Genomic DNA, 26,122 nt, shown 5'->3' with positions numbered 1-26,122 from the left:
CGTCCCACCCGCCCGAGCCAGCCCTTGTGCCGACGCCGTCTCGGCTGCCCGAACCAGCGCTTATGCCGACGCCGTCCGGCCGCCCGAGTCTGCTCCTGCACCGGCGCCGTCCCGGCTGCCTGAGCCAGCCCCTGTGCGGACACTCCTCCCGGCCGCCCGCGCCAGCCCCTGTGTCGACGCCGTCCAACCCGCCCGAACCAGCCCTTGTGTCGACACTCCTCCCAGCCGCCCGAGGCAGCCCTTGTGCCGACATTCCTCCCACCCGCCCGAGCCAGCCCCTGCCGGCTACCCGAGCCAGCCCTTGCACCGGCGCCGTCCCACCCGCCCGAGCGAGCCCCTGTGCCGACGGTGCCCTCCCCGCCGACCGAGCCGGCCTCCGTGACGGTGCCCTTCCGGCCGACCGAGACGGGTGGGAGGGTGGGCGAGCGGGGTCTGGGGGCGTAGCCCCCAGCAGGGCCGGCACAGACACCGGGCGCCATAGAATCACCGGGTGAACGCCCCCGTACCCCCGGCCGAAGCCCTCCGCAGGAGTCTCGCCGAGCTGCTCGACGGACTCCCGCCCAGGCAGGCCGCCGCAGCCGTAGAGCGGCTCATCGCCAACTACCGGGGCGACACCCCCACCCACGCCCCGATCCTCCGCGACCGCGCCGACGTGATCGCCTACGCCGCCTACCGGATGCCGGCCACCTTCGAGGCGGTCCGCGCGGCGCTGGAGGCGTTCGCGGCGGCCGTACCCGACTGGACGCCCGCCAGCCATGTCGACGTCGGCGGCGGCACCGGCGCCGCCACCTGGGCCGTCACGGCGACCTGGCCCGGCGAGCGCAGCGTCACCGTGCTGGACTGGGCCGAGCCCGCCCTCGCCCTCGGCCGGGAGATCGCCGCCGCCAACCCGGCCCTGCGGGGCGCCCGTTGGCAGCACGCCCGGATCGGCGCGGACCTCACCCTGGGCGACGCCGACCTCGTCACGGTCTCCTACGTCCTGAACGAACTCGCCGGGCCCGACCGCGCCGCCCTCGTCGACGCCGCCGCGGCCGCCGCGCGGACCGTGGCGATCGTGGAGGCCGGCACCCCGGCCGGCTACGCCCGCGTGATCGAGGCCCGCGACCGGCTCGTCCGCGCCGGCCTGCACGTCGTCGCCCCCTGCCCGCACAGCGCCGCCTGCCCCATCGAGCCCGGCAAGGACTGGTGCCACTTCTCCGCGCGGGTCAGCCGCTCCTCCCTGCACCGCCAGGTCAAGGGCGGCACCCTGCCGTACGAGGACGAGAAGTTCTCGTACGTCGTCGCCACCCGCCTGCCCGCCGAACCGGCCCCCTCCCGCGTCGTCCGGCGCCCGCAGATCCGCAAGGGCCAGGTGCTCCTGGACCTGTGCGAGGCCGACGAGCGCCTGGCGCGTACGACGGTCACCAAACGCCACGGCGACCTGTACAAGGCGGCCCGGGACGCCGACTGGGGAGACCCATGGCCGCCCGAGGAGCCGCCCGCGTGACCGCCGTGGCTTGTTAGCGTCGCCCCATGGTCAAGAAGCCGGCCCCCGACGCCGCCCGCCGCAGCGACAGATCCCGCCGCGCGATCTACGCCGCCGCCCTCGCCCTGGTCGGCGAGGTCGGCTACCCGAGGACCACCGTCGAGGGGATCGCCGCCCGGGCCGGGGTCGGCAAGCAGACGATCTACCGCTGGTGGTCGTCGAAGGCGGACGTCCTGCTGGAGGCGTTCTTCGACCTGTCCGCGCAGGCGGCACAGGAAGCGGGGCAGGAGCCGTACGTCATCCCGGACACCGGTGACCTGGCCGCCGACCTCAAGGCGGTGCTGCGGATCACCGTGGACCAGCTCCTCGACCCGCGCTTCGAGGTGCCCTCCCGGGCGCTGGCCGCCGAGGGCGTGGTCAACGAGCCGCTCGGCCGCGAGTTCGTCGGCAAGCTCCTCGAACCCCAGCTCCAGCTGTACGTCGACCGGCTGCGCGCCGCCCAGGCCGCCGGGGCCGTACGGGCCGAGGTCGATCCCCGGATCGCCCTGGAGCTGTTCGTCTCGCCGCTCGCCCAGCGCTGGCTGCAGAGGACCGGCCCGATCACGTACGACTACACGGACACCCTGGTCGACTACGCCCTGCACGGAATCGGACCCCGGACACCCCGAAGGGCATGAAGATGGGACGATAAGGCACACTGTCCGCACACCAGCGAGGCGACCAGCGGGGCGAGGGGATAGATGAGCGCGACGTTCGGCGGCCGGTCCGGCCGGCAGGGCAAACTCTCCCAGTGGCTGCTCGGACGCCGCCCGAAGGAGGCCGCCGACGACGGCGGCCGTGAGGCCCAGCTGCTCGCGGCTGCCGCGGCGGGCCTGCCGCTCGCCCCCGCCGCGCACCCCGCCCCCGGCTACCGCTGTTCCTGCGACCGCGTCGGCTGTCCCACCCCGGCCCGGCACCCGGTGTCGTTCGCCTGGCAGACCCAGTCCACCACCGACCGCGCCCAGATCGAGCGCTGGGCCCGGCACCAGCCGCAGGCCAACTTCATCACCGCCACCGGCATGACCCACGACGTCCTCGACGTGCCCCTGGAGGCCGGGCGGGAGGCGCTCGCGCGGCTGCTCGCCGACGGTGTCGAGGTCGGTCCGGTCGCCGAGAGCGACGACGGCCGCATGCTGTTCTTCACCCTTACCCGCGGCACCCCCGAGGACGAGGACGAGTGGTGGCCGTGTGAGCTGGACTGCCATCCCGAGACCATGGACGAGCACCCCGGCCTGCGCTGGCACTGCCGGGGGTCGTACGTCCTCGTACCGCCCGCCCGGCTGCCCGGTGACGACGACCAGCGGGTGCGGTGGGTACGCGGGCCGGAGCATCCGCTGCCGGACCCGCTCAGCCTGCTGGAGGTGCTCACGGACGCGTGTGCGCGCTACGGCGACCACTCCGGCACCGCCTGGCCCCTGCGGCACTGAGCGAGCCCGCCCCTCAGGGTGTCCTACTCGCCCTGCGCCGAGGTCAGGCCCGGCACCCGCCCCAGCACCGACACCTTGCCGCTGCCCGCGGGATCGAGGGCGACCTCGGCCGACATGAACTCCAGCGTCAGGGACTGCTTGACCTCGCCCTTTGTCAGCGCCTGTACGTCCTTGCCCTGAGCGGGGACCGTGGTCCCGGCGTAGGCGGTCTGCTTCTCGTAGTGGTGCGTCGTGAAGAACACCAGCGCGCCGCCGTCCCCGGTGCGCAGCGCCAGCGGCGCGTAGCCGCCGCCGGTCAGCGGCCGGTCGATGAACTGCGTGACCAGACCCGGCTTACTGGCCCGTTTGACCCGGCCCGCACGCTCGACGCTCGTGTACGCACCGTCGGCGAAGACCTGCCCGCCCTTCTTCAGGTACGTCGCGTAGTCCGCGCTCAACTTCCCGGGCGCGGCGGCGAGTTGGGCGGAGTCGGCCGGTACCGCCTCGGCCCAGCCGTCCTGGTCCGTCTTGAACGCCGGTACGGCGCCGGGCGCCACGAGGGTCACATAGGCCACCCGCCAGCGCTCGCCGAGGTCGCCCCGGGTGAACACCATCAGCCAGCGCGCGGTGCCGGTCTTGTTGCCCTGGGCGTCGGCGACGAACCAGCGCGGCCAGCCCGCCTTCTTCGGGATCGTGATCTTCACGTCCGACAGCTTCAACGGCACGTGGTTCGGGTTGCCGGAGGGGCTGTTGGCGTGCCCGGCCTTCAGCCGCGCCGCGGTGATGTCGCCGAACGGGCCGGTGAGATAGGGCGCGTCCAGGGAGTTGTCGTAGGCCTTGTCGGCCTTGTTGTACGCGGTCGTGAACGCGGTGACCGCCTTCGCGGCCTCGGCGCGGGTGGCGGAGGGGAGCACCTCCCGCTCCCCGTGCACCACCATGCATCCGCTCGCCGTCAACGACAAAGCGATCAGCGAGGCCGCTATGAGGACGTTCCGGTCACGCCTGCGGAGCAGTGTGTTCCGGTCACCCCTGCGGAGCCTGCGCGGGCTGCGATCCCTGCTCATCGGGTCCCTTCACCTTCCCCTTCCCGGAGGCGAACCCTACCGGGGCGAGGAAGATCGCGAGTGTCGGGATCAGGTACAGCAGCCACACCGTGACCTGGAGGACGGTCGGGTCGGGCTGGAAGTTGAGCACGCCCTTCAGCAGCGTGCCGTACCAGCTGTCCGGCGGGACGGTGTCGCTGATGTCGAAGGCCAGGTGCGTCAGCCCCGGGACCCAGTCGGCCTCCTGCAGATCGTGGACGCCGTACGCCAGCACGCCCGCCGCGACCACGACCAGCATGCCGCCGGTCCAGGTGAAGAACCTGGCCAGGTTGATCTTCAGCGCGCCCCGGTAGAACAGCCAGCCGAGGAGGACGGCGGTGGCGAGGCCGAGGGCGACGCCGACCAGCGGGCGCGGAGTGCCGTCGCTCGCCGCGTGCACCGACGCCCACACGAACAGCGCGGTCTCCAGGCCCTCCCGGCCGACGGCCAGGAACGCGGTGGCGACCAGCGCGCCCGTGCCCATCGCGAGGGCCGCGTCCAGCTTGCCGTGCAGCTCCGACCTCAGATGCCGGGCGGTGCGCCGCATCCAGAACACCATCCACGTCACCAGGCCGACGGCGACGATCGACAGCGAGCCGCCGAGCGCCTCCGACGCCTTGAACGTCAGCTCCTGGGAGCCGAATTCGAGGACGCAGCCGAAGCCCATCGCGATGGCGATCGCGACACCGATACCGGTCCAGATCGGCTTCAGCGCGTCCCGGCGGCCGGTCTTGACGAGGTAGGCGATCAGGATGCAGACGACGAGCGACGCCTCCAGGCCCTCGCGCAGGCCGATCAGATAGTTGGAGAACACGGGCTACGCCTCCTTGGAGAACAGCGTGCGGCCCCACCAGTCGTCCTCGTCCCGGACGCCGGGAGGCACCGCGAAGACCGCCGAACCCACGTGCTGTATGTACTCGTTGAGTGCGTCGTGCGCCGACAGCCGTCGCTGCAGCGGGATGAACCCCTTGCGCACGTCCCGCTGGTAGGCCAGGAAGAACAGGCCGGCGTCCAGGCGGCCCAGGCCGTCGGTGCCGTCGGTGAAGGAGTAGCCCCGGCGCAGGATGGTGATCCCGTCGTTGGAGTCGGGATGGGCGAGCCGGACGTGCGCGTCGGGTTTCATCGCCTTCAGGAACGGCTCGTCGCGCTCCTTGGCCTTGCCGACCGGGGCGCCCTCGCGCTTGTCCCGCCCGAACACGTCCTCCTGCTCCCGCAGGGACGTGCGGTCCCAGGTCTCGATGTTCATCCGGATGCGCCGGGCGACCAGATACGAACCTCCGGTCATCCAGGCCGAGTTCGCGTCGCCGTCCGCGTCGCCGACCCACACGTGCTCGGTCAGCCGGCCGGTCTCGGTGCCCGCGATGTTGCGGGTGCCGTCCTTGAAGCCCATGAGGTTGCGGGGCGTCTGCGCGTCCGGCGTCGTGGACGAGGTCTTGCCGAAGCCGAGCTGCGACCAGCGTACGGCGACCTTGCCGAAGCCGATGCGGGCCAGGTTGCGGATGGCGTGCACGGCGACCTGCGGGTCGTCGGCGCAGGCCTGGACGCACAGGTCACCGCCGGTGCGGGTGTTCTCCAGGTTGTCGCCGGGGAACTTGGGCAGGTCGACCAGGGCCGCGGGCCGCTTGTCGCGCAGCCCGAACTTCTCGAAGAGTGACGGCCCGAACCCGATCGTCAGCGTCAGCCGGGACGGCTTGAGGCCGAGCGCCTCGCCGGTGTCGTCCGGCGGGGCCTCGGCGAGCCCGCCGTACGCGCCCCCGCCGACCGGCTTGCCCGCGCTCATCCGCCGGGCCGCCGCCGTCCAGTCCTTGAGCAGCCGGACGAACTCCTCGCGGTCGCCGGTCTTCACGTCGAACGCGGCGAAGTGCAGCCGGTCCTGCACGGGGGTGGCTATGCCCGCCTGGTGGGCGCCGTGGAACTCGACGGCGCCGCCCGCGTCGGCGGCCGCCGGGTCGACGTCGCCTCCCGCGTCGGCCATCGCCACCGCGCCGCCGGCCGCGGCGGCACCGAGCGCGAGCCCGGCACCGCCCCAGCCGATCAGCGCCCGGCGCGACGGATTGCCGCTGCTGTTGTCGGCCATGCTCACTTCACCACCGCGGCGGCGAGCTTGGACAGCGGCTCGGCGAGCGCGTTCACCGCGTCCGACAGCTCCTTGCGCTGGTCCCCGGTGACCTTGTCGTAGGAGACGAAGTCGTAGGAGTTCTTGTCCGAGCGGTATGTGTCGAGCACGCCGTTCAAGGCGGTGAACTGCTTGTCCAGTTCCCTGGTCAGCGCCGGGTCGTTCTTCGCGGCGACCGGCTTCAGCAGCTCGTACGCCTTCTGGGCGCCCTCGACGTTGCCCTTGAAGTCGATCAGGTCGGTGTGGGCGTAGCGGTCCTCCTCGCCGGTGACCTTGCCGGTGGCGACCTCGTCCAGCAGCTCCTTGGCGCCGTTGGCCATGGAGGTCGGGGTGATCTCGGCCTTGCCGACCCGCTTCTGCCAGTCCAGCAGGTCGGTCACCAGCCGATCGGCGAGTGCCTTCTCCTCGGCGCCGATCTTCTTGTCCTGCCAGAGGGCCTTCTCCAGCCGGTGCCAGCCGGTCCACTTCTGGCCGTCCTCCAGGCCGTCGGCACGGGTGTCGACCTTCGGGTCGATGTCACCGAAGGACTCCGCGACCGGCTCGGTGCGCTCCCAGCCGAGGCGGGAGAGGCCGTAGGCCTTCTTCGCGGCGCCCAGGTCGCCGGCCTTGACCGCCTTCACGAAGGCCTCGGCCTTCGGCAGCGTCTCGTCGGCCTGGTCCTGGGCGTACCGGCGGTACTCGGCGACGGCCCGGTCGAGCCGGGGATCCCGCTCGGCGGTGCTGCCGCCGCCGGTCACGGTCAGCTTCTGCCGGACGCCGTGGCCCTTCATGCCCGGCCGGCAGGCGATCTCGTACGACCCGGCCTTCACCTCGGCGGTCAGCGTGTACTTGGTGCCCGGTCCGATGTTCTCCTTCTCGGAGACGATCCGGTCGTCCGGGAACAGGATCTCGACCTCGGTGGCCTTCGAGCCCTTGTTCTCTATCCGCAGCGTGACCTGGCCGGCCGGGACCGAGGTGGCGGAGGTGCCGCACGTGGAGTCGGCCGCGGTGACCCGGATGGCGTCGCCGTCCTCGGCGTCGCTCTTCGCGGTGCAGGCCGTGAGGGCGGTCAGAGCGGCCACGGTCGTGGCGGCGGTGACGGTCAGTCGGACGGCTCGCATGCAGGCTCCTGGCGGATCTGGTGTGGTGAGGCTGGCCTAACTTACCTGAGCCTTACCTCGCTCATACCCTCCGGGGTCGTGATTCAGGTCTCACACCGTTGCGCGGGGGAGGAGCCGGCAGTGGGAGAGTGACGGGCATGGGGAACGCGCGCAGGGAACTGCTGGGGGCCGACCGGCTGGTGCTGGACATCGAGGACCGCCCGGGTCCGCCGCCGCTCCGTTTCGAGACGGCCGACGGCGGCAGGCTGCTGCTGCGGCAGTCCGGACGTCCCCTGCTGCTCGGCCGGTCGGTGGGCTCCTGCTGCCCCGACCTGCATCTGCACCGCCTCGCCGGCTACCGCCCGCCGCTGCCGCCCCTGCGCGCGGACCGGCAGCGATCGTCCGTCAACTGGCCGCACGAGTACGCGCGCCGGCTGGAGGCGGCGACCGGCACCCCCCTGAGCGACGGCCGCTGGGAACTGGCCCTGCGCACCGGATTCCCGCCCGGCATCTGGGACGAGGACTTCGTACGGGAGTGGCCGGGCGGCAGGCTCGGGCTGTACTGCGGCGGCGGCTGGCACGGGGTCCTGCCGCTGCGCCCGCTCTCGCCACCGGACTCCGGCAGGGTCAAGGCGCAGCGCAAACACGTCCGCGAGGGCACGGCCGCGCCGGTCCTGCTGTGGTGGGTGACCTTCCTCGACGGCTGGCTCCTCCTCGACGGCCACGACCGGGCGGTGGCGGCGCTGGCGGAAGGGCGGACGCCGGAGTGCGTGCAGCTGACCCGGCTGCCCGACGGCGACAAGTGGCAGTACGGCGCCGAACAGATCACCAAGGCCCACGAGTACCACCTCAAGAACATCGCCGCACGCCCGCCCGGACCGGGCACCGAACGCGGGCGGGCCGCTCTGGAACGGTCCTACGGCACCGCACTCGCCGAGCTGCCCTACGCCGTGATACCCACTGCCACCTCCCCCCTCCCTGGCGGCCCCCCGGCCTGGGACGCGCTCGCGGCCGCCGCGATGTTTCAATTCCCAAGTGACTGACTACGACGTACTCCGCGTCTTCTGCGGACCGAACGGCGGCTACGGCAACGAACTCGGTGTCGTCCGTGACGGCTCGGTGCTGCCCGAGCGGAGCGACCGGCAGGCGCTGGCGGCCAAACTCGGCTTCAGCGAGACCGTGTTCGTGGACGACCCCGAGCGCGGCGTGATCGACATCTACACGCCCACCCTGCGCCTGCCCTTCGCCGGACATCCGTGCGTCGGCACGGCCTGGCTGCTCGACGTGCCCGAACTGGTCACGCCCGCCGGAGTGGTGGGCGCCCGGCTGGACGGCGAGTTCAGCTGGATCGAGGCCCGCGCGGAGTGGGCCCCGCCGCGCACCCTGCGCCGGTACGGCACGGCGGCAGAGGTCGACGCCCTCGACGTGCCCCCGCCCGGTGAGTGGATCTACGCCTGGGCCTGGGAGGACGAGGCGGCCGGACGGATCCGCGCCCGCGCCTTCCCCGGCCGGAACGACGGCATCGACGAGGACGAGGCCACCGGCGCGGCGGCCATCCTCCTCACCGACCTGCTGGGCCGCGCCCTGAACATCACCCAGGGCAAGGGCTCCCAGATATTGACCGCACCGCAGCCGCACGGGTGGGTGGAGGTCGGCGGGCGGGTGTTCCTGGAGCGCTAGCCGCCCCGGACGCTACGCGCTCAGCGGGAACTCCTCGCCCAGAGCCCTGAACACGGCCGTGTTCAGGCTGAAGGCCCGCTTGCACTCGGCGACCACGCGCTGCTTCTCCAGGTCGTCCACGTCGGCTGCGTCCAGCAGCTCGCGGTAACTCCGCTTGAACGCGGCCGGGTTGGGGACGCCCTCGAAGACGTAGAAGCGGACCCCGTCGCCCTTCTTCGCGAAGCCCCAGGTCTTCTCCGCCCGGTCGCGGATGATCTGGCCGCCGGACAGGTCGCCCAGGTAGCGGGTGTAGTGGTGGGCGACGTAACCGCCGGGCCAGTGCTCGGCGCAGCCGCGGACCCGGTCGGCGTACGCCCTGGTGGCGGGGAGTGCGCTCAGCCCGGCCCGCCACCGCGGCCCCCGCAGATGCGCCAGGTCCCGCTCCAGCGCGGTCAGCCGGAACAGCTCGGGCCGGATGAACGGCCCGGCCACCGGGTCCGCCGCCAGCCGCCCGGCACCGCTCTCCAGGGCCTCGTACACGAACCACAGCTGCTCGGTGTAGCGCGCGTAGGCGGCCACGCCCAGCCGGCCGCCGAGCAGGTCACTCATGAACGTCGACGTCTCCGCCTCCGTGTGCTGCTCATGGGACGCGGTGCGGATGAGGGTCGAGAACGGCTCCATGGGCACTCCTCGGTTTGCCGACCTGCTGTCGGTAAGTTTACCGACGGTCTGTCGGAAAAACACCAGGAGCAGCTCAGGGCATGAGACAGGGGCAGCTCAGGGCAGGAAAAAGGCCCGCTCTCCGAAGAGAACGGGCCTGAGCGGAGCGCGGCGTCACGGCAGGGTCAGGATGTCCGCGCCGGTCTCCGTCACCACCAGCGTGTGCTCGAACTGGGCCGTCCGCCTGCGGTCCTTCGTCACGACCGTCCAGCCGTCGTCCCACATGTCGTACTCGTGGGTGCCCAGCGTCAGCATCGGCTCGATCGTGAACGTCATGCCGGGCTGCATGACCGTCGTCGCGTGCGGGCTGTCGTAGTGCGGGATGATCAGGCCGGAGTGGAAGGAGGAGTTGATCCCGTGACCGGTGAAGTCACGGACGACTCCGTAGCCGAAGCGCTTGGCGTAGGACTCGATCACCCGGCCGATGACGTTGATCTGCCGGCCCGGCTTGACCGCCTTGATCGCGCGGCTCAGGGATTCGCGGGTGCGCTCCACCAGCAGCCGCGACTCCTCGTCCACGTCTCCGACCAGGTAGGTGGCGTTGTTGTCGCCGTGCACCCCGCCGATGTACGCGGTCACGTCCAGGTTGACGATGTCGCCGTCCCTGAGGACCGTCGAGTCCGGGATGCCGTGGCAGATGACCTCGTTGACCGAGGTGCACAGCGACTTCGGGAAGCCGCGGTAGCCGAGCGTGGACGGGTAGGAGCCGTGGTCGCACATGTAGTCGTGGGCGACCTTGTCCAGCTGGTCCGTGGTGACCCCGGGCGCGATGATCTTCGCGGCCTCCGCCATCGCCTGCGCGGCGATACGGCCGGCGATCCGCATCGCCTCGATGGTCTCCGGGTTCTGCACCTCCGGTCCGGTGTACGGCGTCGGCGCGGGCTTGCCGACGTACTCGGGACGGCGGATGTTGCCGGGGACCGAACGGGTGGGAGACAGCTCCCCTGGTACGAGTAGCGACTGGCCAGACATGCCAGCGAGTCTATCCAGCCGGCATGGGGGAACATGTCGATGGCGAGAGGAGCTGTTCATGGCCCTGTTCAAGAAGCGCACCGTCGGCAAGCCGGGCGAGTGGTACTACTGCCTGGAACACAAGAAGGTCGAGGAGGGCCCGGAGTGCCCGGGCAAGGACCGCTTCGGGCCGTACACCTCCCCCGAGGAGGCCCGGCGCGCGATGGAGACCGCCGCAGAACGCAACCTGCAGTGGGAGAACGACCCCCGCTGGCACGACGCGTCCGCGCGCGGCAACACCGACGACGAGTGATCAGCCCACGGCCTGTGGGGCAGTGGCGCGGCGCTCGCGCATCCGCACCGCGTGCTCGTTGGTCCGGGCGTCGTACGTCATGAGGCGCGGCAGGCACAGCGCGAGCAGCCCGAGGGCGCCCGCGCAGGCCAGCCCGCCGGAGACGACCGAGGTCCGTACGCCCGCCCAGGCGGCCAGGCCGCCCGCCCGGACCTGGCCGAGCTGGGGGCCGACCGAGTACGACAGCAGCTCGATCCCGGCGAGCCGGCCGCGCAGCTCGTCCGGGATCGTCTGGTTCCACATGGCCGCCCGGAAGATCCCGCTCACCATGTCGAAGCCGCCGCCGACGGTCAGGAAGAGCAGGACCAGCCACACGTTGCCGCAGACTCCGGCCGCCGCGACCGCGAGGCCCCAGCCCGTGGCCGCCAGCACCACCATCAGCCCGTGCCGGTGGATCCGCGACGCCCAGCCGCTGGTCAGGCTCACCAGCATGGCTCCGGCCGGGAGGGCGGCGTACATCAGCCCGAGCGCCCAGTCGGCGTGCAGCTCGTCGGCGAGGAACGGCAGGACAGCGAGCGGCATGGCCAGGGACATCGCCGCGAGGTCGACGGCATAGGTGCCGAGGAGTTCCTTGCGGCGCAAGGCGTACCGGGCGCCTTCCACGATGGCGTTCAGCGAGGGCTTCGACGCCTCGTGGGAGGCGGGGGAGGGGGCGATCCGCACGAGGTACGCCAGCGAGACGGCGAAGGTCAGCAGGTCGGCGGCGTACGCCCAGCCGAGGCCCGCGTAGGCGACGACCACGCCCGCGAGCGCCGGGCCGGCGACTCCGCCGACGGTCCAGCGCAGGGAGTTCAGGGAGGCCGCGGCGGGCATGTCGTCGTGGGCGACGAGCCGGGGCCACAGGGAGTCGAGCGCCGGGCGCTGCAGGGAGCCCAGGGCGGAGGAGAGGGCGGCGACGGCGTACAGCGGCCATACCGCCGGGTGCGGGAGCAGCGCGTCGACCAGCAGGACGGCACTCAGCAGACCCTGCCCGGCCTCCGTCCACGCGATGAGCTTCCGCTTGTCGAGCGCGTCGGCGAGGGCGCCGCCGTACAGACCGCAGACGATGAGCGGCAGCAGCTCCACGGCCCCGATCGCGCCGACCGCCGCCGCGGAACCGGTGAGGTCCTTGAGCTGGACGGGGAGCGCGACGAAGGTGAGGAAGCTGCCGAAGTTGCTGATCAGGCCGGACTTCCACAGGCGCCGGAAGTCCACGGAGGCCTTCCAGGGGGAGAGGTCGGGGAGAAGCGAGGCTCGGGTCACTCCACGCATGCTCGGCCGGGCGGGGATCACCGGGCAACCGCTTTTCCACCCGCTCACCGGGACACAGCCCCGGAGGGCACATGTCACCAGGGGACAGGCGGCGGTGCCGTCAGGATCTCGGCCAGCCTCGACAGCCGGTCGCGGAAGCTCCGCCGCACCCTCGGGGAGCTGCCGTTCTCGCCCGCCGCCGCGCTGACCAGGTGCTGGACGGTGTCCAGGTCCAGCTCCGCTTCGTCAGGCACGGCCAGCATGTCGTGCGCCATGGCCGCAAGCTCGCCGCCGCACGGTCCCAGGGCCAGCACCGTGACCCCGGCCCGCCGAGCCGAGTGCACACGCTCCAGCAGCGGCGCGGGCTCCTCCGGCGCCACGACCAGCAGGGTCTCACCGCGCCGCGCCGCCTCGATCCGCCCCGGTCCGACGGCCAGGTGGGGCGGGCCGGACGGGCGCGCGTGATGCCGTACGAGCGTCGGGGCCAGCTCGGGCGTCCCCGACCACGCGGCCTCGTCCACCAGGTGCGCGGCCAGATGCCACGGCTCGTACCCGGGCGTGCCCACCAGCAGCAGCCCGCCCCCGTGGGCCACCACCGACCCGCGCAGCACCCCCGCGAACCTGCGGGTGGCCCCCAGCCACTCGGTCCCGGCGAGCACTTCCCGAAGCAGCGCGACCCGTACGGCGTCCATGTGGCCGAATCCTGCCGTAACCGGCCACTCGTGACACGGAGTTCACCCGGAATTCGCCCGCCCCGGGGACATGCACCTGTCCCCGTGCGATCACCGGCCCTGACGATCCCGAGGAGTCGCCCGATGACAGACGTCACCGTTCCCTTTCGCGCCGGACACGACGGCTACGCCGTCTTCCGGATCCCGGCGGTCGTGGTCACCGGTACCGGGACGCTGCTCGCCTTCTGCGAGGGGCGGGTCGACTCCGCCGCCGATCACGGGCACATCGACATCGTGCTCAAGCGGTCCGTGGACGGCGGCCGTACCTGGGGGCCGCTCCAGGTCGCCGCGAGCAACGGCGAGGACCTCGCCGGCAACCCCGCCCCGGTCGTCCTCGACACCGGCCGGATCCTGCTCGTGCACATCCGGGCCGCCGCCCGCGCCACCGAGGACGCCGTCCTGCGCGGGCTGGTCGAGGACGCCGACGGGCGGCGGGTGTGGGTGCGGCACAGCGATGACGACGGGGTGTCGTGGTCCGCGCCCAGGGAGGTCACCTCGCAGGTGAAGCGGCCCGGCTGGCGGTGGTACGCCACCACCCCGGGCCACGCCCTCCAGCTCGGCGGTGGACGCGTCCTCGTCCCCGCCAACCACACCCTGCCGCCCACCGGCACCGACACCGGCGCCGAGCCGCAGTACAACAGCGGCCACTGCCTGCTCAGCGACGACCGGGGCGAGAACTGGTACCTCGGGTACGTCGACGAGAGCACCGACGGGTACGTCAACGTCAACGAGACCAGCGCCGCCGAACTCCCCGACGGACGCGTCTACTTCAACACCCGCAACGACTCCCGCGCGCCCGGCACCCGCGCCGACGCGCACTCGAACGACGGCGGGAAGAGCCTGACCGAGCCCTTCCGGCCACAGGCCGGGCTCACCGCGCCCGTCTGCGAGGCCGCCGTCCTCCAACTCCGAGACCCCGACCTGCTCCTCTGCTCCGGCCCGGCCGACCCCGCCCGCCGCGCCCTGATGACGATCCGCGCCTCCGCCGACGACGGCACCACCTGGCGCACCGCGTTCACCGTCGACGCACTGCCCGCCGCCTACTCCGACCTGGTCCGCGTCGACCCGGACACGGTCGGACTCCTCTACGAGACCGGCGACTTCAGCGCCTACGAGACCATCACCTTCCGCCGGGTCCCGGTGCACCGGCTCACCTGACCCGGTGCCGCGCCCCGCACGGACGTAGAGTCGCCCCATGACCTCTACGACCTCTTCCGACAGCGCACAGACCCCCGGCAAGGCCCCCGCCAAGGACCCCTGGGACCTGCCCGACGTGTCCGGGTACGTCGTCGGCGTGCTCGGCGGCACCGGACCGCAGGGCAAAGGCCTCGCCTACCGGCTCGCCCGGGCCGGCCAGAAGGTGATCATCGGCTCCCGCGCCGCCGAGCGCGCCCGGGCCGCCGCCGATGAACTCGGCCACGGCATCGAGGGCGCCGACAACGCCGAGACCGCGCGCCGCAGCGACATCGTGATCGTCGCCGTACCGTGGGACGGCCACGGCGACACCCTGAAGTCGCTGCGCGACGAACTGGCCGGCAAGCTCGTCGTGGACTGCGTCAACCCGCTCGGCTTCGACAAGAAGGGCGCCTACGCCCTCAAGCCCGAGGAGGGCAGCGCCGCCGAGCAGGCCGCCGCCCTGCTGCCGGACTCCCGGGTCGCCGCCGCCTTCCACCACCTGTCCGCCATCCTGCTGCAGGACCCGGAGATCGAGCAGATCGACACCGATGTGATGGTGCTCGGCGAGGAGCGGGGGGATGTCGAGATCGTGCAGGCCCTCGCCGGGCGCATCCCCGGCATGCGTGGCGTCTTCGCGGGCCGGCTACGCAACGCCCACCAGGTCGAGTCGCTGGTCGCGAACCTGATCTCCGTCAACCGCCGCTACAAGGCACACGCCGGGCTCCGCGTCACGGACGTATGACCCCATGGGGGACACTGGTCGGCGAAGCAGTTCCGAGCAGTGTCCCCGACTGGATCCGTCAGGATCCGACAGGAGCCCCCCGTCATGCCCCGCATCGCCCTCTACACCCTCGCCGTCTGCGTCCTCTCCGTGGCCGCCGCCGTCGTCTCCTTCGCCCAGGGCAGCTGGCTGGGGATCGTCTGGGTGCTGCTGGCGGGCCTGACGTCCAACATGACCTGGTACTACGTCAAGCGCGGCCGGGCCGCCGCGGCGCAGGGCAAGTCCGTCACGGGGTGACCTGGCAGATGTCGGGGGTGCCCCGCCAGAAGCGGTACAGCTCCTGGCCGCAGTAGCGCGGGTAGTCGCCCACACCCAGGTGGCGCAGGATGGTGTCGACCAGGTCGAAGAACACGTGGTTGATCGACGGCACCCACAGCAGCGCGAACGCGAACAGCAGACCGTACTGCGCGAACGGCTCCACCTGGCGCTTCACCTTGTACGACAGCCAGGGCTCGATGACGCCGTAGCCGTCCAGGCCTGGCACCGGCAGGAAGTTCAGGATCGCCGCCGTCACCTGGAGCAGGGCCAGGAACGCCAGCGCGTACTGGAAGTCGGCGGGCACGCCGTCCAGCGCGTGCAGCCAGAACGGGGCGGTGCACACCATCGCGAACAGCGCGTTCGTCAGCGGGCCCGCCGCCGAGATCAGGCTGTGCTTCCACCGGCCCCGGATGCGGCCGCGCTCGATGAAGACCGCGCCACCGGGCAGACCGATCCCGCCCATGATCACGAACAGCACCGGCAGCACGATGCTCAGCACCGCGTGCGTGTACTTCAGCGGGTTCAGCGTGAGATAGCCCTTCGCGCCGACCGTGATGTCCCCGCCGTGCAGGGCGGTGCGCGCGTGCGCGTACTCGTGCAGGCACAGGGAGACGATCCAGGCCGCCGTCACGAACAGGAACACGGCGACGCCCGGCTGCGCGGCGTACCCGGTCCAGGTGGCCCAGCCCGTGACGGCCGTCACGGCCACGATCCCGAGGAACACAGGACTGACCCGGCGGTCGCCGCGGCGGGTGGTGGCGGTCGTCATCGGCGGGCTCCTGTGCGGGGCGGGGACGGTCGGGAGTGCGACCGTACCGGCCGCGGACGCATGGGGGAAACGTCTCGCGCCCGCCCTCCGGTTCCTGGAACCTGGCGGGATGGCACGGATCAGGGTGTTCTATGAGGACTGGCAGATGGAGAACCACGGCGTCCCGGACCGCCCGACCACCGGCCGGGTCGCGGGACGGCGGCGGCCCGGGGCGGGTTCGCCGCACCCGCGGTGTCCTCGTCACCCTGGAGGTTCCGGACGGCACGCCGCCGAAACCCGGTGACCGCCGCCGACCGCTCCGGCGACAATGGTCCCCGTGCGATATCGGCTGCTCGGCACCACCCAGGTATTCCGCCCCGACGGTACGGCCGTCCCGGTCGGCGGGGCGCGGCTGCGTGCCCTGCTGGGCGTGCTCGCGCTGCGCGCCGGGCGGACCGTGCCCGCGGCCGTGCTGGTCGACGAGGTGTGGGGCGCCGATCCGCCCGCCGACGCCGCCGGGGCGTTGCAGGCGCTGGTCGGCCGGCTGCGCCGTGCCCTCGGCGCCGACGCCGTCGCCTCCGCCGAGGGCGGCTACCGGCTCACCGCCGCCCCCGACGACATCGACCTCACCCGCTTCGAGCGGCTGACCGGCGACGCGCTGCGGGTCCTCGCCGACGGCGACCCGGCCAAGGCCGCCGCCGTCCTGGACGACGCGCTCGCCCTGTGGCGCGGCCCCGCCCTCGCCGACCTGCCCGACCACACCGCGGAGGCGGCCCGCTGGGAGACCCGCCGGCTCGACGCCCTGCGCGCCCGGCACACCGCCGCCCTCGCCCTCGGCCACGCCGAGCAGTCCCTGCCCGCGCTGACCGCCCTGTGCGAGGACCACCCGCTGGACGAGCCGCTGCAGGCGCTGCGGCTGCGCGCCCTGCGCGACACCGGCCGCCCGGCCCGCGCCCTCGCCGCCTACGACGACGTACGACGGCTGCTCGCGGACCGGCTCGGCTCCGACCCCGGCCCCGAACTGCGCTCCCTGCACGCCGAGTTGCTGACCCAGGGTCCCGTGGAGCCGGCGGGCCGGGCCCTCGGCAACCTGCCCGCCCGGCTCACCTCCTTCGTCGGCCGGGAGGCCGACATCGAGGCCATCGGCGCCGATCTCACCACCCACCGCCTGGTCACCCTGCTCGGGCCCGGTGGCGCCGGCAAGACCCGGCTCTCCCAGGAGGCCGCCGAGTCGGTACGGCACACCGTCCGCGACGGGGTGTGGCTGGCCGAACTCGCGCCCGTGGACGACCCCGAGGCCGTACCGCAGGCCGTGCTCACCGCGATCGGCGCCCGCGAGACCGTGCTGCACGGCGCCGGCGCCGAGAGCATACGCGCGGTCACCGACCGGTACGACGACCCGCTCGAACGGCTTCTGGAGCACTGCGCCCGACGCCGGATGCTGATCATCCTCGACAACTGCGAGCATGTCGTCGAGGCCGCGGCCGCGCTGGTGGCCCGGCTGCTGTCCCGCTGCCCCGGCCTGGTCGTCCTCGCCACCAGCCGCGAACCCCTCGGCGTGCCGGGGGAGTTGCTGCGTCCGGTGGAGCCGCTGCCGGAGCCGGTCGCGCTGCGGCTGCTCGCCGAGCGGGGCGCGGCGGCCCGGCCCGGATTCCGCACCGGGGACGACCCCGGTGCCTGCGCCGAGATCTGCCGGCGGCTCGACGGACTGCCCCTCGCCATCGAGCTGGCGGCGGCGCGCCTGCGGATGCTGACCCCGCGCCAGATAGCGGACCGGCTCGACGACCGCTTCCGGCTGCTCACCTCCGGCAGCCGCACCGTGCTGCCCCGCCAGCAGACCCTGCGGGCCGTCGTGGACTGGTCCTGGGACCTGCTGGACGCGGACGAACGGGACGTCCTCGCCCGGCTGTCCGTCTTCGCCGGCGGCTGCGACCTCGCCGCCGCCGAGGCCGTCTGCGGCCCCGTCGCCCTGGAGGCGCTCGGCTCCCTGGTGGACAAGTCCCTGGTGGTCGCCGCCCCTTCGGATGCGGGCGGGATGCGCTACCGGCTGCTGGAGACGGTCGCCGAGTACGCCGCCGAACGGCTCGCCGAGACCGGGCGCCGCGGCGAGGCCGAGCGCGCCCATCTGACGTACTACCGCGAACTCGCCCGCGCCACCGACCCGTTGCTGCGCGGCGCCGAACAGCGCACCGCCATCGACCGGTTCCAGCTGGAGTACGAGAACCTGCGCACCGCCCTGCGCCACGCCGTCGCCCTCGGCGACGAACAGGAGGCACTGTGCCTGGTGCTGTCCCTGCTGTGGTTCTGGCAGATGCGTGACCAGCGCATCGAGACCCGCGTCTGGTGCCGGGAGGTCATGGCGCTCGGCCCCGACCCGTTCGCCGCACCCGTCCGCCCCGCCCGTCCGGTCTGGCGGCGCTGCACCGACACCCCGCCCCCGTACACCGGCGAGGTGCTCGCCGAGGCCCGGCGCGGTGTCCATCTGGCCCATCTCGCCTGCATGGAGACCGAGCTGGAGGCCTGGCAGACACCCGAGGCGCGGGCCAAGCTGGAGGCCATCACCGAGGCGTACGAGCCCGGTCTGCCGCAGACCTGCCGGGCCCCGGGGGCGCTGTGGTTCTACGCCGTGATGATGACCGGCGGCATGGAGCGGCTGCGCACGATCATCGACGCCACCGTACGGACCTGCCGGGACGCCCCCGGCTTCGAGTGGGAGCTGGCCTGGGTCCTCGGCATGCGCGCCAACCTGCTCGCCAACCGCGCCACCTGGGCGGGCGACGCCGCCCGCGACGCCGAGGAGGCCCTGGAGATCTACCGCCGCCTCGGCGACGCGTACGGCACCGCCGAGGCGCTGTCCGCGCGCGGCGAGGCCCATGAACGCAAGGGCGCCTACCGGGCCGCGGCCGCCGACTACGAGACGGCCGTCGAGCACGCCGAGCGCCTCGGCGCCCGCGCCCAGATGGCCATCCTGAACGCCCGGCTCGGCAACGTCCTCATGGAGGAGGGCGAGCTGGAGCGTGGCGAGCGGATGCTCCGCGACGTGATCGCCGACGGGGACGGCGCCTTAAACGAGGCGATGCCCGCCGCCCGGATCTTCCTCGCCGCCTGGCTCGCCATGACCGGCCGCACGGGCGAGGCGCGCGAGCAACTCGTGCTGCTGCGCGAGGAGTTCAAGATCGCGCACTTCGTCGTCTTCGACGCCATGATCCTCACCCAGGAGGCCTTTGTGGACGCCCTCGAACGGCGGCCCGAGAAGTCCCTGGACCGCGTCCGCGACGCCCTGGGCCTCGCCCGGGATCCGCTGTCCGAGGCCGTCACCCCGCAGCTGTCCTCGACCTGTCTCGGCGTCGCCGCGATGGCCCTGGCCGGCCTCGACGGCGGCGGCCGCGCCGCGGACGGCGCCCGCTGCCTGGGTGCCGCCGATGCCCTGCTGCCGGCGGGCCACGTCGTCTCCGGCATGGAGCGCCGGTTCCACGCCCTCACCGAGGCCCGTATCCGGGAGGTGCTCGACGCGGACGCATACGCGGCCGCGTACGCCGAGGGCGGTGGCCTCTCCCTCGCGGAGGCCACCGCCCTGCTGTGACGTTCATGCCGGGGCGTGAACGTCAGGTCTTGGTACGGAACTTGTGGATCGCGATCGGCGCCATGACCACCGTGATCCCCACCGACCAGGCCACCGTGACCCAGATCGGGTGCGCGACCGGGCCGCCCACCATCAGTCCGCGGGCCGCGTCCGCCAGCGCGGACAGCGGGTTGTAGTCGGTGAAGTGCCGCAGCCAGTCCGGCATCGACGTGGGCGGCGCGAAGATCGAGGAGCCGAACTGCAGCGGGAACAGCACCAGGAAGCCCACGCCCTGCACCGACTGCGCGTTCTTCAGCATCACGCCGAGGGTGAGGAACACCCACATGATCGAGGAGGCGAACAGCGCGGACAGGCCCACGGCCGCGAACAGGCCCGCCCAGTGGTGGATGTGGAACCCGACCAGAGCGCCGACGACCATCAGGATGACCGTCGCGAACAGCATCCGCGCCAGCTCCACGGCGATCTTCGCGAACAGCACGGTACCGCGGCCGATCGGCAGCGACCGGAACCGGTCCATCACACCGCTGTTGAAGTCCTGGCTGAAACCGGTGCCGACACCCTGCGACAGGGTCATGCTCGTCATCGCCAGCATGCCGGGGATGACGTACTGGATGTACCGGTCCTGACCGCCGCCCAGCGCCTGCCCGATCGAGCCGCCGAAGACGTACACGAACAGCAGCGTGAACACGATCGGCATGAACACGGCGTCGAACATCGACTCCGGGTCCTGGCGGATCCAGAGCAGATTGCGGCGGATGAGCGCGCCGGTGTGCCGCAGATGCCCGCGCAGCGGAATCCGGACGTCGACGTCGGTCGTGGTTACGGTGGTTGCGCTCATACGGCGACCTCCTCGCGGGGTTCGGCGGGCGCGGCGTTCTGCGGGGTACCGGCACGGTGGCCGGTGAGCGAGAGGAACACCTCGTCCAGGCTGGGCAGTTCGGTGGTGATGGAGGAGATCGTGATGCCGCGCGCGGTGACCGCGCCGACCACGGCGGTCAGCTGCTCGTCGCTGAGGATCGGCACCAGCAGCGTCCCGGACTCGGGGTCCACGGTGGTGCTCGCGAGCCCGGTGATGCCCAGCTCGTCCAGGGTCGCGGCGAGCGGGCGCAGCTGCAGCGGATCGACGGGCCGCACGCGCAGCGTACGACCGCCGACGCGGGCCTTCAGCTCCTCGATCCCGCCGGTCGCGATGACCTTGCCGCGGTCCACCACGGTCAGCTCGGAGGCGAGTTGCTCGGCCTCCTCCATGTACTGGGTGGTCAGCAGCACGGTGACGCCGTCGCCGACCATCGCCTGCACCTCGTCCCACACCTCGTTGCGGGTACGGGGGTCCAGGCCGGTCGTCGGCTCGTCCAGGTACAGCACGGCGGGCCGCCCGATCATGGACGCGGCGAGGTCCAGGCGTCGCCGCATGCCGCCGGAGTACGTGCTCGCGGGGCGCCTGGCCGCCTCCGTCAGGGAGAACCGCTCCAGCAGGGCGTCGGCGCGGGCGCGGGCGTCCTTGCGGGACAGGTCCAGCAGCCGGCCGATCATGTACAGGTTCTCCCAGCCGGGCAGCTTCTCGTCCACCGAGGCGTACTGCCCGGTCAGCCCGATCACCCGGCGCAGCTGCCGCGGCTGCCGTACGACGTCATAGCCGGCGACGGTGGCCGCTCCGGCGTCCGGGGTGATCAGGGTGGACAGGATCCGTACGAGGGTGGTCTTGCCGGCGCCGTTCGGCCCGAGCACGCCCATCACGGTGCCCTCGCGCACGTCCAGGTCGACACCGTCCAGTGCCTTGGTCTCGCCGTAGTGCTTGACCAGTCCCCGCACCGTCACTGCGTGGCTCGCGCCGACGGGGTTCTTGTCGATTCGTGTCATGGCAGAGACGGTTCCAGAGCCCACCGACAGACCACCGACAGCCCACCGACAAAGGCGCCGACAGCTTGCCGACGAGCACCGCAACCATCAATTGAGCAACCACGACGGCGAGCAACCACTTCCGCGAGAGCGGCGCCGGTTTAGGCGCAAGAACGGGGGCAGCCCCGCTGACGGGGGAAGATCAGCGGGGCTGCCGGGATGGTGCCGCAGTGGCTCAGTGGCGACGCCTAGTGGACGGAGTGCTCCTCCAGCGGGAACGTTCCGCCGACGACGTCCTGTGCGAACGACCTCGCCGCGTCGCCCATGACCTCACGCAGATTCGCGTACTTCTTGACGAACTTCGGAACCCGGCCGGAGGTCAGCCCCAGCATGTCCGTCCAGACCAGGACCTGCGCGTCGGTCTCCGGCCCCGCGCCGATACCGACCGTGGGGATGTGCAGCACCCGCGTCACCTCGGCCGCCAGCTCGGCCGGGACCAGTTCGAGGACGACCGCGAACGCACCCGCGTCCTGCACGGCCTTCGCGTCGCGCAGCAGCTGCTGCGCCGCCTCCTCGCCGCGGCCCTGCACGCGGTAGCCCATCGCGTTGACGGACTGCGGGGTCAGCCCGATGTGGGCCATCACCGGGATGCCGGACTCCACCAGCAGCCGGATCTGCTCGTGCGACCGCTCGCCGCCCTCCAGCTTGACCGCGCCGACCCCGGCCTCCTTCACCAGCCGGGTCGCCGAGCGCAGCGCCTGCACCGGGCCCTCCTGGTAGGAGCCGAAGGGCAGGTCGCCGACGACGAGGGCGCGGTTCGTCCCCCGTACGACGGCCGCCGAGAGCATCGTCATCTCGTCGAGGGTGACGGGCACGGTCGTCTCGTACCCGAGGTGGCAGTTGCCCGCCGAGTCGCCGACGAGGATCACCGGGATCCCGGACTCGTCGAAGACGGACGCGGTCATCGCGTCGTAGGCGGTGAGCATGGGCCACTTCTCGCCGCGTTCCTTGGCGAGGGTGATGTCGCGAACGGTGATGCGCCGGGTGCTCTTCCCCCCGTACAGCGCCTTGCTGCCGTCGGAGGATGCGGAGTGCGCGCTCTGCGCGTTCTGGGCAGCCGAAAGCTGCGTCATGGCAACGGCTCCTTCAGTCATCTCGAGGCGCCCTGACGGCGTCCCCGGATCGACTCCATGGTGGCACCTCGTGCCAGTCAGGGCCAGGGGGACCCCCTGTGATCCCCGTCGGTGGCCGGAAGCGATCCGTGTAAGGCCTTGGTAAAGAAGTAAGATACGAGACCGTTCCGTATCGAAATGATCGTACGCTCGAACACATGACAAGTCCCGTCCCTGCCTCCCGGATACCGGAAGCGGTGCACCGGCGCCGTTGGGCGATCCTCGGCGTGCTGATGCTGAGCCTGCTGATCGTGGTGCTCGACAACTCGATCCTGAACGTCGCCATCAAGACCATTTCCAGCCCCGCGCCGATCGGCCTCGGTGCCTCCCAGGGCCAGATCGAGTGGGCGATCAACGCCTACACCCTCGTCTTCGCCGGCCTGCTGTTCACCGCCGGCCTCATCGGCGACCGCCTCGGCCGCAAGAAGGTGCTGCTCGGCGGGATCGCCGTGTTCGGCATCGGCTCCGCCCTGGCCGCCGAGTCCGGCTCGCCCGGCCAGCTGATCGCCTACCGCGCGCTGATGGCCCTCGGTGCCGCCTTCGTCATGCCGGCCACCCTCGCCGTGCTGATGAACGTCTTCGAGCGCGAGGAGCAGCCCAAGGCCATCGGCATCTGGGCCGGCGGCGTCGGCCTCGCCATCGCCATCGGCCCGATCACCGGCGGTGCGCTCCTCGACCACTTCTGGTGGGGCTCGGTCTTCTTCGTCAACGTGCCGATCGTGATCCTCGCGCTGATCCTGATGACCTGGCTGGTGCCCGACTCCCGCGACCCGAGGCCGGGCCGCCTCGACCCCGTCGGCGTCGTCCTGTCCGTCGTAGGCCTCGTCCTGCTGGTCTACGGCATCATCAAGGGCGGCGAGCTGGCCGACTTCACCGACGCGAAGGTGCTGGCGACGATCATCGCCGGTCTCGTCGTCCTCGCCGGCTTCGTCGTCTTCGAGAAGCGCAGCAGCCACCCGTCGCTCGACGTCACCTACTTCAAGAACAAGGTCTTCTCGGCCGCCATGAGCGCCATCGCGCTGGTCTTCTTCGCGCTGATGGGCGTCACGTTCTTCGGTGTCTTCTACACCCAGAGCGTGCGCGGCTACTCGCCGCTGGAGTCCGGTGTGCTGATGCTGCCGCTCGCCTGCGCCCAGCTGATCTTCGCGCCGCGCGCCCGGCTGCTCGTCGACCGGTTCGGCAACAGGGCCACCACCACCGGCGGCCTGGTGCTGATCGCCGCCACGCTGGCCGCGTTCGCCGGCTTCGAGGCCGACACGCCGATCTGGATCCTTGAGGTCGTCTTCTTCCTCATGGGCACCGGCATGGCGCACATCATGACGCCGACCTCGGTCGTCATCATGCAGGCGCTGCCGCGCGAGAAGGCCGGCTCGGCCTCCGCGCTCAGCAACACCTTCCGCCAGGTCGGCGGCGCCCTCGGCATCGCGGTCCTCGGCTCGGTGCTCGCCACCTCGTACCGCAACGGCATCGAGGGCAAGCTCGGCATGCTGCCGCCCGCCCTGCGCGGCAAGGCCGCCGAGTCCATCGAGGCCACCCTCGGTGTCGCCGACAAGCTCGGCCCGCAGGGCAAGGCCCTGGTCGCACCCGCCGCCGACGCCTTCCTGCACGCCATGCACGTCACCGCGCTGTGCGGGGTGGGCGTCGCGCTGGCCGGCGCCGTGGTGACGGCCCTGTTCCTGCCGGGCAAGCCGCCGGCCGCTCAGCAGGGCGAGAAGGAGACGGAGTTGGTCGCCACCGCGGAGTGACGCGGAGTGACGTGGAGTGACAGCAGACTGGATCGCACGGGGGAAGGAGGCGGCTGCGGGACAATTCCGCAGCACAGCGAGAGGACGGATCGACGTGAGCCTTGCCGGCAGCCGGTCGCGACCGGACGGGCCCGCGCGGGGACGACCCCGTAGCGAGGCCGTGGAACGGGCCATTCTGGAAGGCGTGATGAAGCTCCTGGAGGACGGCGTACCGCTCGCCGAACTCTCCATCGAGCGGGTCGCGCGCACGGCCGGCGTCGGCAAGGCCACCATCTACCGCCGCTGGAGCGGCAAAGAGGAACTGTTCATCGACGTCGTGCGCGCCGCCGAACCCCCCGATCCCGAACTCCCGGGCAGTTCCATGCGCGACGACCTCGTCGTCCTGCTCGAGAACCTGCGGCAGCGAGGACTGGCCAGCCGCTCCTCGGCGCTGCTGCACAACGCGCACGCCCAGATCAAGAGCAACCCCAGGATCTGGGCCGCGTACCACGACAACGTCATAGCGCCCCGGCGCCGTCTCGTCATCGACGTGCTGCGCCGCGGGCAGCGCAACGGCGAACTGCGACCGGACGTCGACGTGGAGCTGGCGAACGACCTGTTCGTCGGTCCGATCCTCGTCCGCTCCGTACTGCGCCCGGGTGCCCACCTGCCCGAGGGCCTGGCCGAGCAGATCGTGGACACCGTCCTCGCGGGCCTACGACCCGTCAGCTCGACAGCCTCGTAGCACTCATGTGCGCGTTTCGTCACAGACCCACGCGTCCCGGGGGTGAACGGAACTCGCGGCCCCGCCCCGTTCGTCCTCGTCTTCCGTACGGCCGTCATGGGACGGCGAGATCGGAGCCGATCATCCCCTAGGGTCGGAAGAACACACGGGGGAACGACGGTGTGCACGGCAGGCAGTGAGGCAGACGGTATGGCGCAGCAGGCATACATGACGGAGACGGCGGACGGCGGCTCGGGGCCCGAGCGACCGGGATCCCGGCTTCGGCGCCTGCTGCACCGCCTGTTCGCCGGCTGGCGCGGCGATCCACGCATCTGGCGCCGCGGCATCATCCTGGCGGCGCTGGCCCTGCTGCTCGCCCTGGTGATGGTGCTGCACTCGCGCATCCCGAACCGGGTGGGCAACCTCGGCAGTCTCACCGAGACGTTTCTGCCCTGGCTGGGCCTCGCCATCCCGCTGCTGCTGCTCCTGGCCCTGGTCCGGAGGTCGGCGACGGCACTGATCGCTGTCCTCCTCCCGGCGATCGTGTGGCTGAACCTCTTCGGCGGACTGCTCACCGACAAGTCGGGCTCCGGCGGCGACCTGATGGTGGCGACCCACAACGTCAACGCCGGTAACCCCGACCCCGCCGCGACCGCCCGCTCGGTGGCCGCCTCCGGCGCCGACATCCTCGCCCTGGAGGAGGTCCCCGGCACCGCCGTGCCCGTCTACGAGCAGGCGCTCGCGCCGACGTACAGGTATCACGCGGTGGTCGGCACGGTCGGCCTGTGGAGCAAGTACCCGATGACCGATGTGCGGGACGTCGACATCAAGCTCGGCTGGAAGCGCGCGATGCGCGCCACCGTGACGACCCCCAAGGGACCGGTCGCGGTGTACGTCGCCCACATGCCCTCGGTCCGGGTGAAGATGGAGGCCGGTTTCACCGCCCGGCAGCGCGACAGGAGCGCCGACGCGCTCGGCGAGGCCATCGCCGACGAGCCGCTGAAGCGGGTCGTCCTGCTCGGTGATCTCAACGGCACGATGAACGACCGCTCGCTCAACGCGGTCACCTCCCAGATGCGCTCCACGCAGGGCGCGGCGGGCAGCGGCTTCGGGTTCAGCTGGCCGGCGTCGTTCCCGATGGCGCGGATCGACCAGATCATGGTCAGGGGCGCGGAGCCGGAAAGCTCCTGGACGCTGCCGCGCACGGGCAGCGACCACCTTCCGGTGGCCGCCCGTGTGAAGCTCGACACGTCCTCGTAACCCGTTGGAATACCGGGCCCGAGAGAC

Annotated in this window: 25 protein-coding genes; 13 read left to right on the top strand and 12 right to left on the bottom strand. The window is 72.0% G+C overall.

The genetic code is table 11. The features are described 5' to 3' along the window. Window positions 1-490 precede the first annotated feature (490 nt). The 3 genes from AB0L75_RS21165 (at window position 491) to AB0L75_RS21155 (ending at window position 2,931) form a co-directional block, all read left to right on the top strand. On the top strand, window positions 491-1,486 hold the full coding sequence (locus AB0L75_RS21165) for a small ribosomal subunit Rsm22 family protein (RefSeq protein ID WP_365182899.1): 996 nt from the start codon (window positions 491-493) through the stop codon (window positions 1,484-1,486). Between the two features lie 26 nt (window positions 1,487-1,512). Continuing rightward, a complete protein-coding gene (locus tag AB0L75_RS21160; protein ID WP_365182896.1) occupies window positions 1,513-2,142 on the top strand; it encodes a TetR/AcrR family transcriptional regulator in 630 nt (209 codons plus the stop codon). A gap of 63 nt (window positions 2,143-2,205) precedes the next feature. Next, window positions 2,206-2,931, top strand: coding sequence for a bifunctional DNA primase/polymerase (locus AB0L75_RS21155; RefSeq protein WP_365182893.1), 726 nt, complete (start codon window positions 2,206-2,208; stop codon window positions 2,929-2,931). Window positions 2,932-2,954: 23 nt separating this feature from the next. Here AB0L75_RS21155 and AB0L75_RS21150 read toward each other — a convergent pair whose 3' ends face one another. The 4 genes from AB0L75_RS21150 to efeO are packed head-to-tail and all read right to left on the bottom strand — an operon-like array spanning window position 2,955 to window position 7,208. Further along, the gene (locus AB0L75_RS21150) at window positions 2,955-3,974 is read right to left on the bottom strand and encodes a hypothetical protein (RefSeq protein ID WP_365182891.1); all 1,020 of its coding nucleotides are present in this window, start codon (window positions 3,972-3,974) and stop codon (window positions 2,955-2,957) included. Beyond that, window positions 3,934-4,806 (bottom strand): iron uptake transporter permease EfeU, encoded by an 873-nt coding sequence (gene efeU, locus AB0L75_RS21145; protein WP_365182889.1) that lies wholly within the window; start codon window positions 4,804-4,806, stop codon window positions 3,934-3,936. Before efeU ends, AB0L75_RS21150 begins: the two co-directional genes overlap by 41 nt. Before the next feature lie 3 nt (window positions 4,807-4,809). Further along, the gene (efeB, locus tag AB0L75_RS21140; protein ID WP_365182888.1) at window positions 4,810-6,069 is read right to left on the bottom strand and encodes an iron uptake transporter deferrochelatase/peroxidase subunit; all 1,260 of its coding nucleotides are present in this window, start codon (window positions 6,067-6,069) and stop codon (window positions 4,810-4,812) included. 2 nt (window positions 6,070-6,071) lie between these two features. Next, window positions 6,072-7,208: an iron uptake system protein EfeO gene (efeO, locus tag AB0L75_RS21135; protein ID WP_365182885.1), complete on the bottom strand. Its 1,137-nt coding sequence runs from the start codon at window positions 7,206-7,208 to the stop codon at window positions 6,072-6,074. Between the two features lie 137 nt (window positions 7,209-7,345). On the opposite strand from efeO, the gene AB0L75_RS21130 reads away from it, so the two are divergent. Together AB0L75_RS21130 and AB0L75_RS21125 are read left to right on the top strand one after the other, a co-directional pair. Continuing rightward, window positions 7,346-8,230: a hypothetical protein gene (locus tag AB0L75_RS21130; protein WP_365182883.1), complete on the top strand. Its 885-nt coding sequence runs from the start codon at window positions 7,346-7,348 to the stop codon at window positions 8,228-8,230. After that, window positions 8,223-8,867, top strand: coding sequence for a PhzF family phenazine biosynthesis protein (locus AB0L75_RS21125; RefSeq protein ID WP_365182880.1), 645 nt, complete (start codon window positions 8,223-8,225; stop codon window positions 8,865-8,867). The genes AB0L75_RS21130 and AB0L75_RS21125 overlap by 8 nt, the downstream gene beginning before the upstream one ends. A 12-nt stretch (window positions 8,868-8,879) precedes the next feature. On the opposite strand, the gene AB0L75_RS21120 is transcribed toward AB0L75_RS21125, so the two are convergent. Both AB0L75_RS21120 and map read right to left on the bottom strand, forming a co-directional pair. Continuing rightward, the gene (locus AB0L75_RS21120; RefSeq protein ID WP_365182878.1) at window positions 8,880-9,527 is read right to left on the bottom strand and encodes a biliverdin-producing heme oxygenase; all 648 of its coding nucleotides are present in this window, start codon (window positions 9,525-9,527) and stop codon (window positions 8,880-8,882) included. Window positions 9,528-9,680: 153 nt separating this feature from the next. Further along, window positions 9,681-10,538, bottom strand: coding sequence for a type I methionyl aminopeptidase (gene map, locus AB0L75_RS21115; protein WP_365182875.1), 858 nt, complete (start codon window positions 10,536-10,538; stop codon window positions 9,681-9,683). A gap of 58 nt (window positions 10,539-10,596) precedes the next feature. On the opposite strand from map, the gene AB0L75_RS21110 reads away from it, so the two are divergent. Continuing rightward, window positions 10,597-10,830 (top strand): hypothetical protein, encoded by a 234-nt coding sequence (locus AB0L75_RS21110; RefSeq protein WP_365182873.1) that lies wholly within the window; start codon window positions 10,597-10,599, stop codon window positions 10,828-10,830. On the opposite strand, the gene AB0L75_RS21105 is transcribed toward AB0L75_RS21110, so the two are convergent. Continuing rightward, the gene (locus AB0L75_RS21105) at window positions 10,831-12,120 is read right to left on the bottom strand and encodes an MFS transporter (RefSeq protein WP_365182871.1); all 1,290 of its coding nucleotides are present in this window, start codon (window positions 12,118-12,120) and stop codon (window positions 10,831-10,833) included. Window positions 12,121-12,194: 74 nt separating this feature from the next. Continuing rightward, window positions 12,195-12,791: a hypothetical protein gene (locus tag AB0L75_RS21100; protein ID WP_365182869.1), complete on the bottom strand. Its 597-nt coding sequence runs from the start codon at window positions 12,789-12,791 to the stop codon at window positions 12,195-12,197. Between the two features lie 123 nt (window positions 12,792-12,914). Here AB0L75_RS21100 and AB0L75_RS21095 point away from each other — a divergent pair, with 123 nt between their 5' ends. The 3 genes from AB0L75_RS21095 (at window position 12,915) to AB0L75_RS21085 (ending at window position 15,024) form a co-directional block, all read left to right on the top strand. Continuing rightward, the gene (locus AB0L75_RS21095) at window positions 12,915-13,988 is read left to right on the top strand and encodes a sialidase family protein (protein ID WP_365182868.1); all 1,074 of its coding nucleotides are present in this window, start codon (window positions 12,915-12,917) and stop codon (window positions 13,986-13,988) included. A 37-nt stretch (window positions 13,989-14,025) separates the two neighbouring features. Next, the gene (npdG, locus tag AB0L75_RS21090; protein WP_365182866.1) at window positions 14,026-14,748 is read left to right on the top strand and encodes an NADPH-dependent F420 reductase; all 723 of its coding nucleotides are present in this window, start codon (window positions 14,026-14,028) and stop codon (window positions 14,746-14,748) included. Window positions 14,749-14,832: 84 nt separating this feature from the next. Then, window positions 14,833-15,024 carry a hypothetical protein gene (locus AB0L75_RS21085; RefSeq protein WP_365182864.1) on the top strand — a complete coding sequence of 64 codons (192 nt, stop codon included), beginning with the start codon at window positions 14,833-14,835 and terminating at the stop codon, window positions 15,022-15,024. On the opposite strand, the gene AB0L75_RS21080 is transcribed toward AB0L75_RS21085, so the two are convergent. Then, window positions 15,014-15,814 (bottom strand): site-2 protease family protein, encoded by an 801-nt coding sequence (locus AB0L75_RS21080; RefSeq protein WP_365182862.1) that lies wholly within the window; start codon window positions 15,812-15,814, stop codon window positions 15,014-15,016. The genes AB0L75_RS21085 and AB0L75_RS21080 overlap by 11 nt on opposite strands. A 307-nt stretch (window positions 15,815-16,121) precedes the next feature. On the opposite strand from AB0L75_RS21080, the gene AB0L75_RS21075 reads away from it, so the two are divergent. Continuing rightward, the gene (locus tag AB0L75_RS21075) at window positions 16,122-19,376 is read left to right on the top strand and encodes a BTAD domain-containing putative transcriptional regulator (RefSeq protein ID WP_365182860.1); all 3,255 of its coding nucleotides are present in this window, start codon (window positions 16,122-16,124) and stop codon (window positions 19,374-19,376) included. A gap of 22 nt (window positions 19,377-19,398) precedes the next feature. On the opposite strand, the gene AB0L75_RS21070 is transcribed toward AB0L75_RS21075, so the two are convergent. From AB0L75_RS21070 to panB, 3 genes are all read right to left on the bottom strand, one after another. After that, entirely contained in the window at window positions 19,399-20,214 is an 816-nt protein-coding gene (locus AB0L75_RS21070; RefSeq protein WP_365182858.1) for an ABC transporter permease, read from the bottom strand. Further along, window positions 20,211-21,236, bottom strand: a complete 1,026-nt coding sequence (locus tag AB0L75_RS21065; RefSeq protein WP_365182857.1) for an ATP-binding cassette domain-containing protein — start codon at window positions 21,234-21,236, stop codon at window positions 20,211-20,213. The genes AB0L75_RS21070 and AB0L75_RS21065 overlap by 4 nt, the downstream gene beginning before the upstream one ends. 227 nt (window positions 21,237-21,463) lie before the next feature. Then, window positions 21,464-22,348, bottom strand: coding sequence for a 3-methyl-2-oxobutanoate hydroxymethyltransferase (gene panB, locus AB0L75_RS21060; protein ID WP_365182855.1), 885 nt, complete (start codon window positions 22,346-22,348; stop codon window positions 21,464-21,466). 197 nt (window positions 22,349-22,545) lie between these two features. Here panB and AB0L75_RS21055 point away from each other — a divergent pair, with 197 nt between their 5' ends. From AB0L75_RS21055 to AB0L75_RS21045, 3 genes are all read left to right on the top strand, one after another. Further along, window positions 22,546-24,132, top strand: coding sequence for an MFS transporter (locus tag AB0L75_RS21055; protein WP_365182854.1), 1,587 nt, complete (start codon window positions 22,546-22,548; stop codon window positions 24,130-24,132). A gap of 94 nt (window positions 24,133-24,226) precedes the next feature. After that, complete coding sequence (locus AB0L75_RS21050; RefSeq protein WP_365182852.1) at window positions 24,227-24,856, top strand: TetR/AcrR family transcriptional regulator; 630 nt, start codon at window positions 24,227-24,229, stop codon at window positions 24,854-24,856. A 189-nt stretch (window positions 24,857-25,045) separates the two neighbouring features. Continuing rightward, window positions 25,046-26,095 carry an endonuclease/exonuclease/phosphatase family protein gene (locus AB0L75_RS21045; RefSeq protein WP_365182850.1) on the top strand — a complete coding sequence of 350 codons (1,050 nt, stop codon included), beginning with the start codon at window positions 25,046-25,048 and terminating at the stop codon, window positions 26,093-26,095. Window positions 26,096-26,122 lie beyond the last annotated feature (27 nt).

Source organism: Streptomyces sp. NPDC052101 (genome assembly GCF_040680235.1).
Lineage (GTDB): Bacteria > Actinomycetota > Actinomycetes > Streptomycetales > Streptomycetaceae > Streptomyces.
Note: the sequence above shows the minus strand (reverse complement) of the source record. Positions and strands in the feature narration are given on the sequence as shown.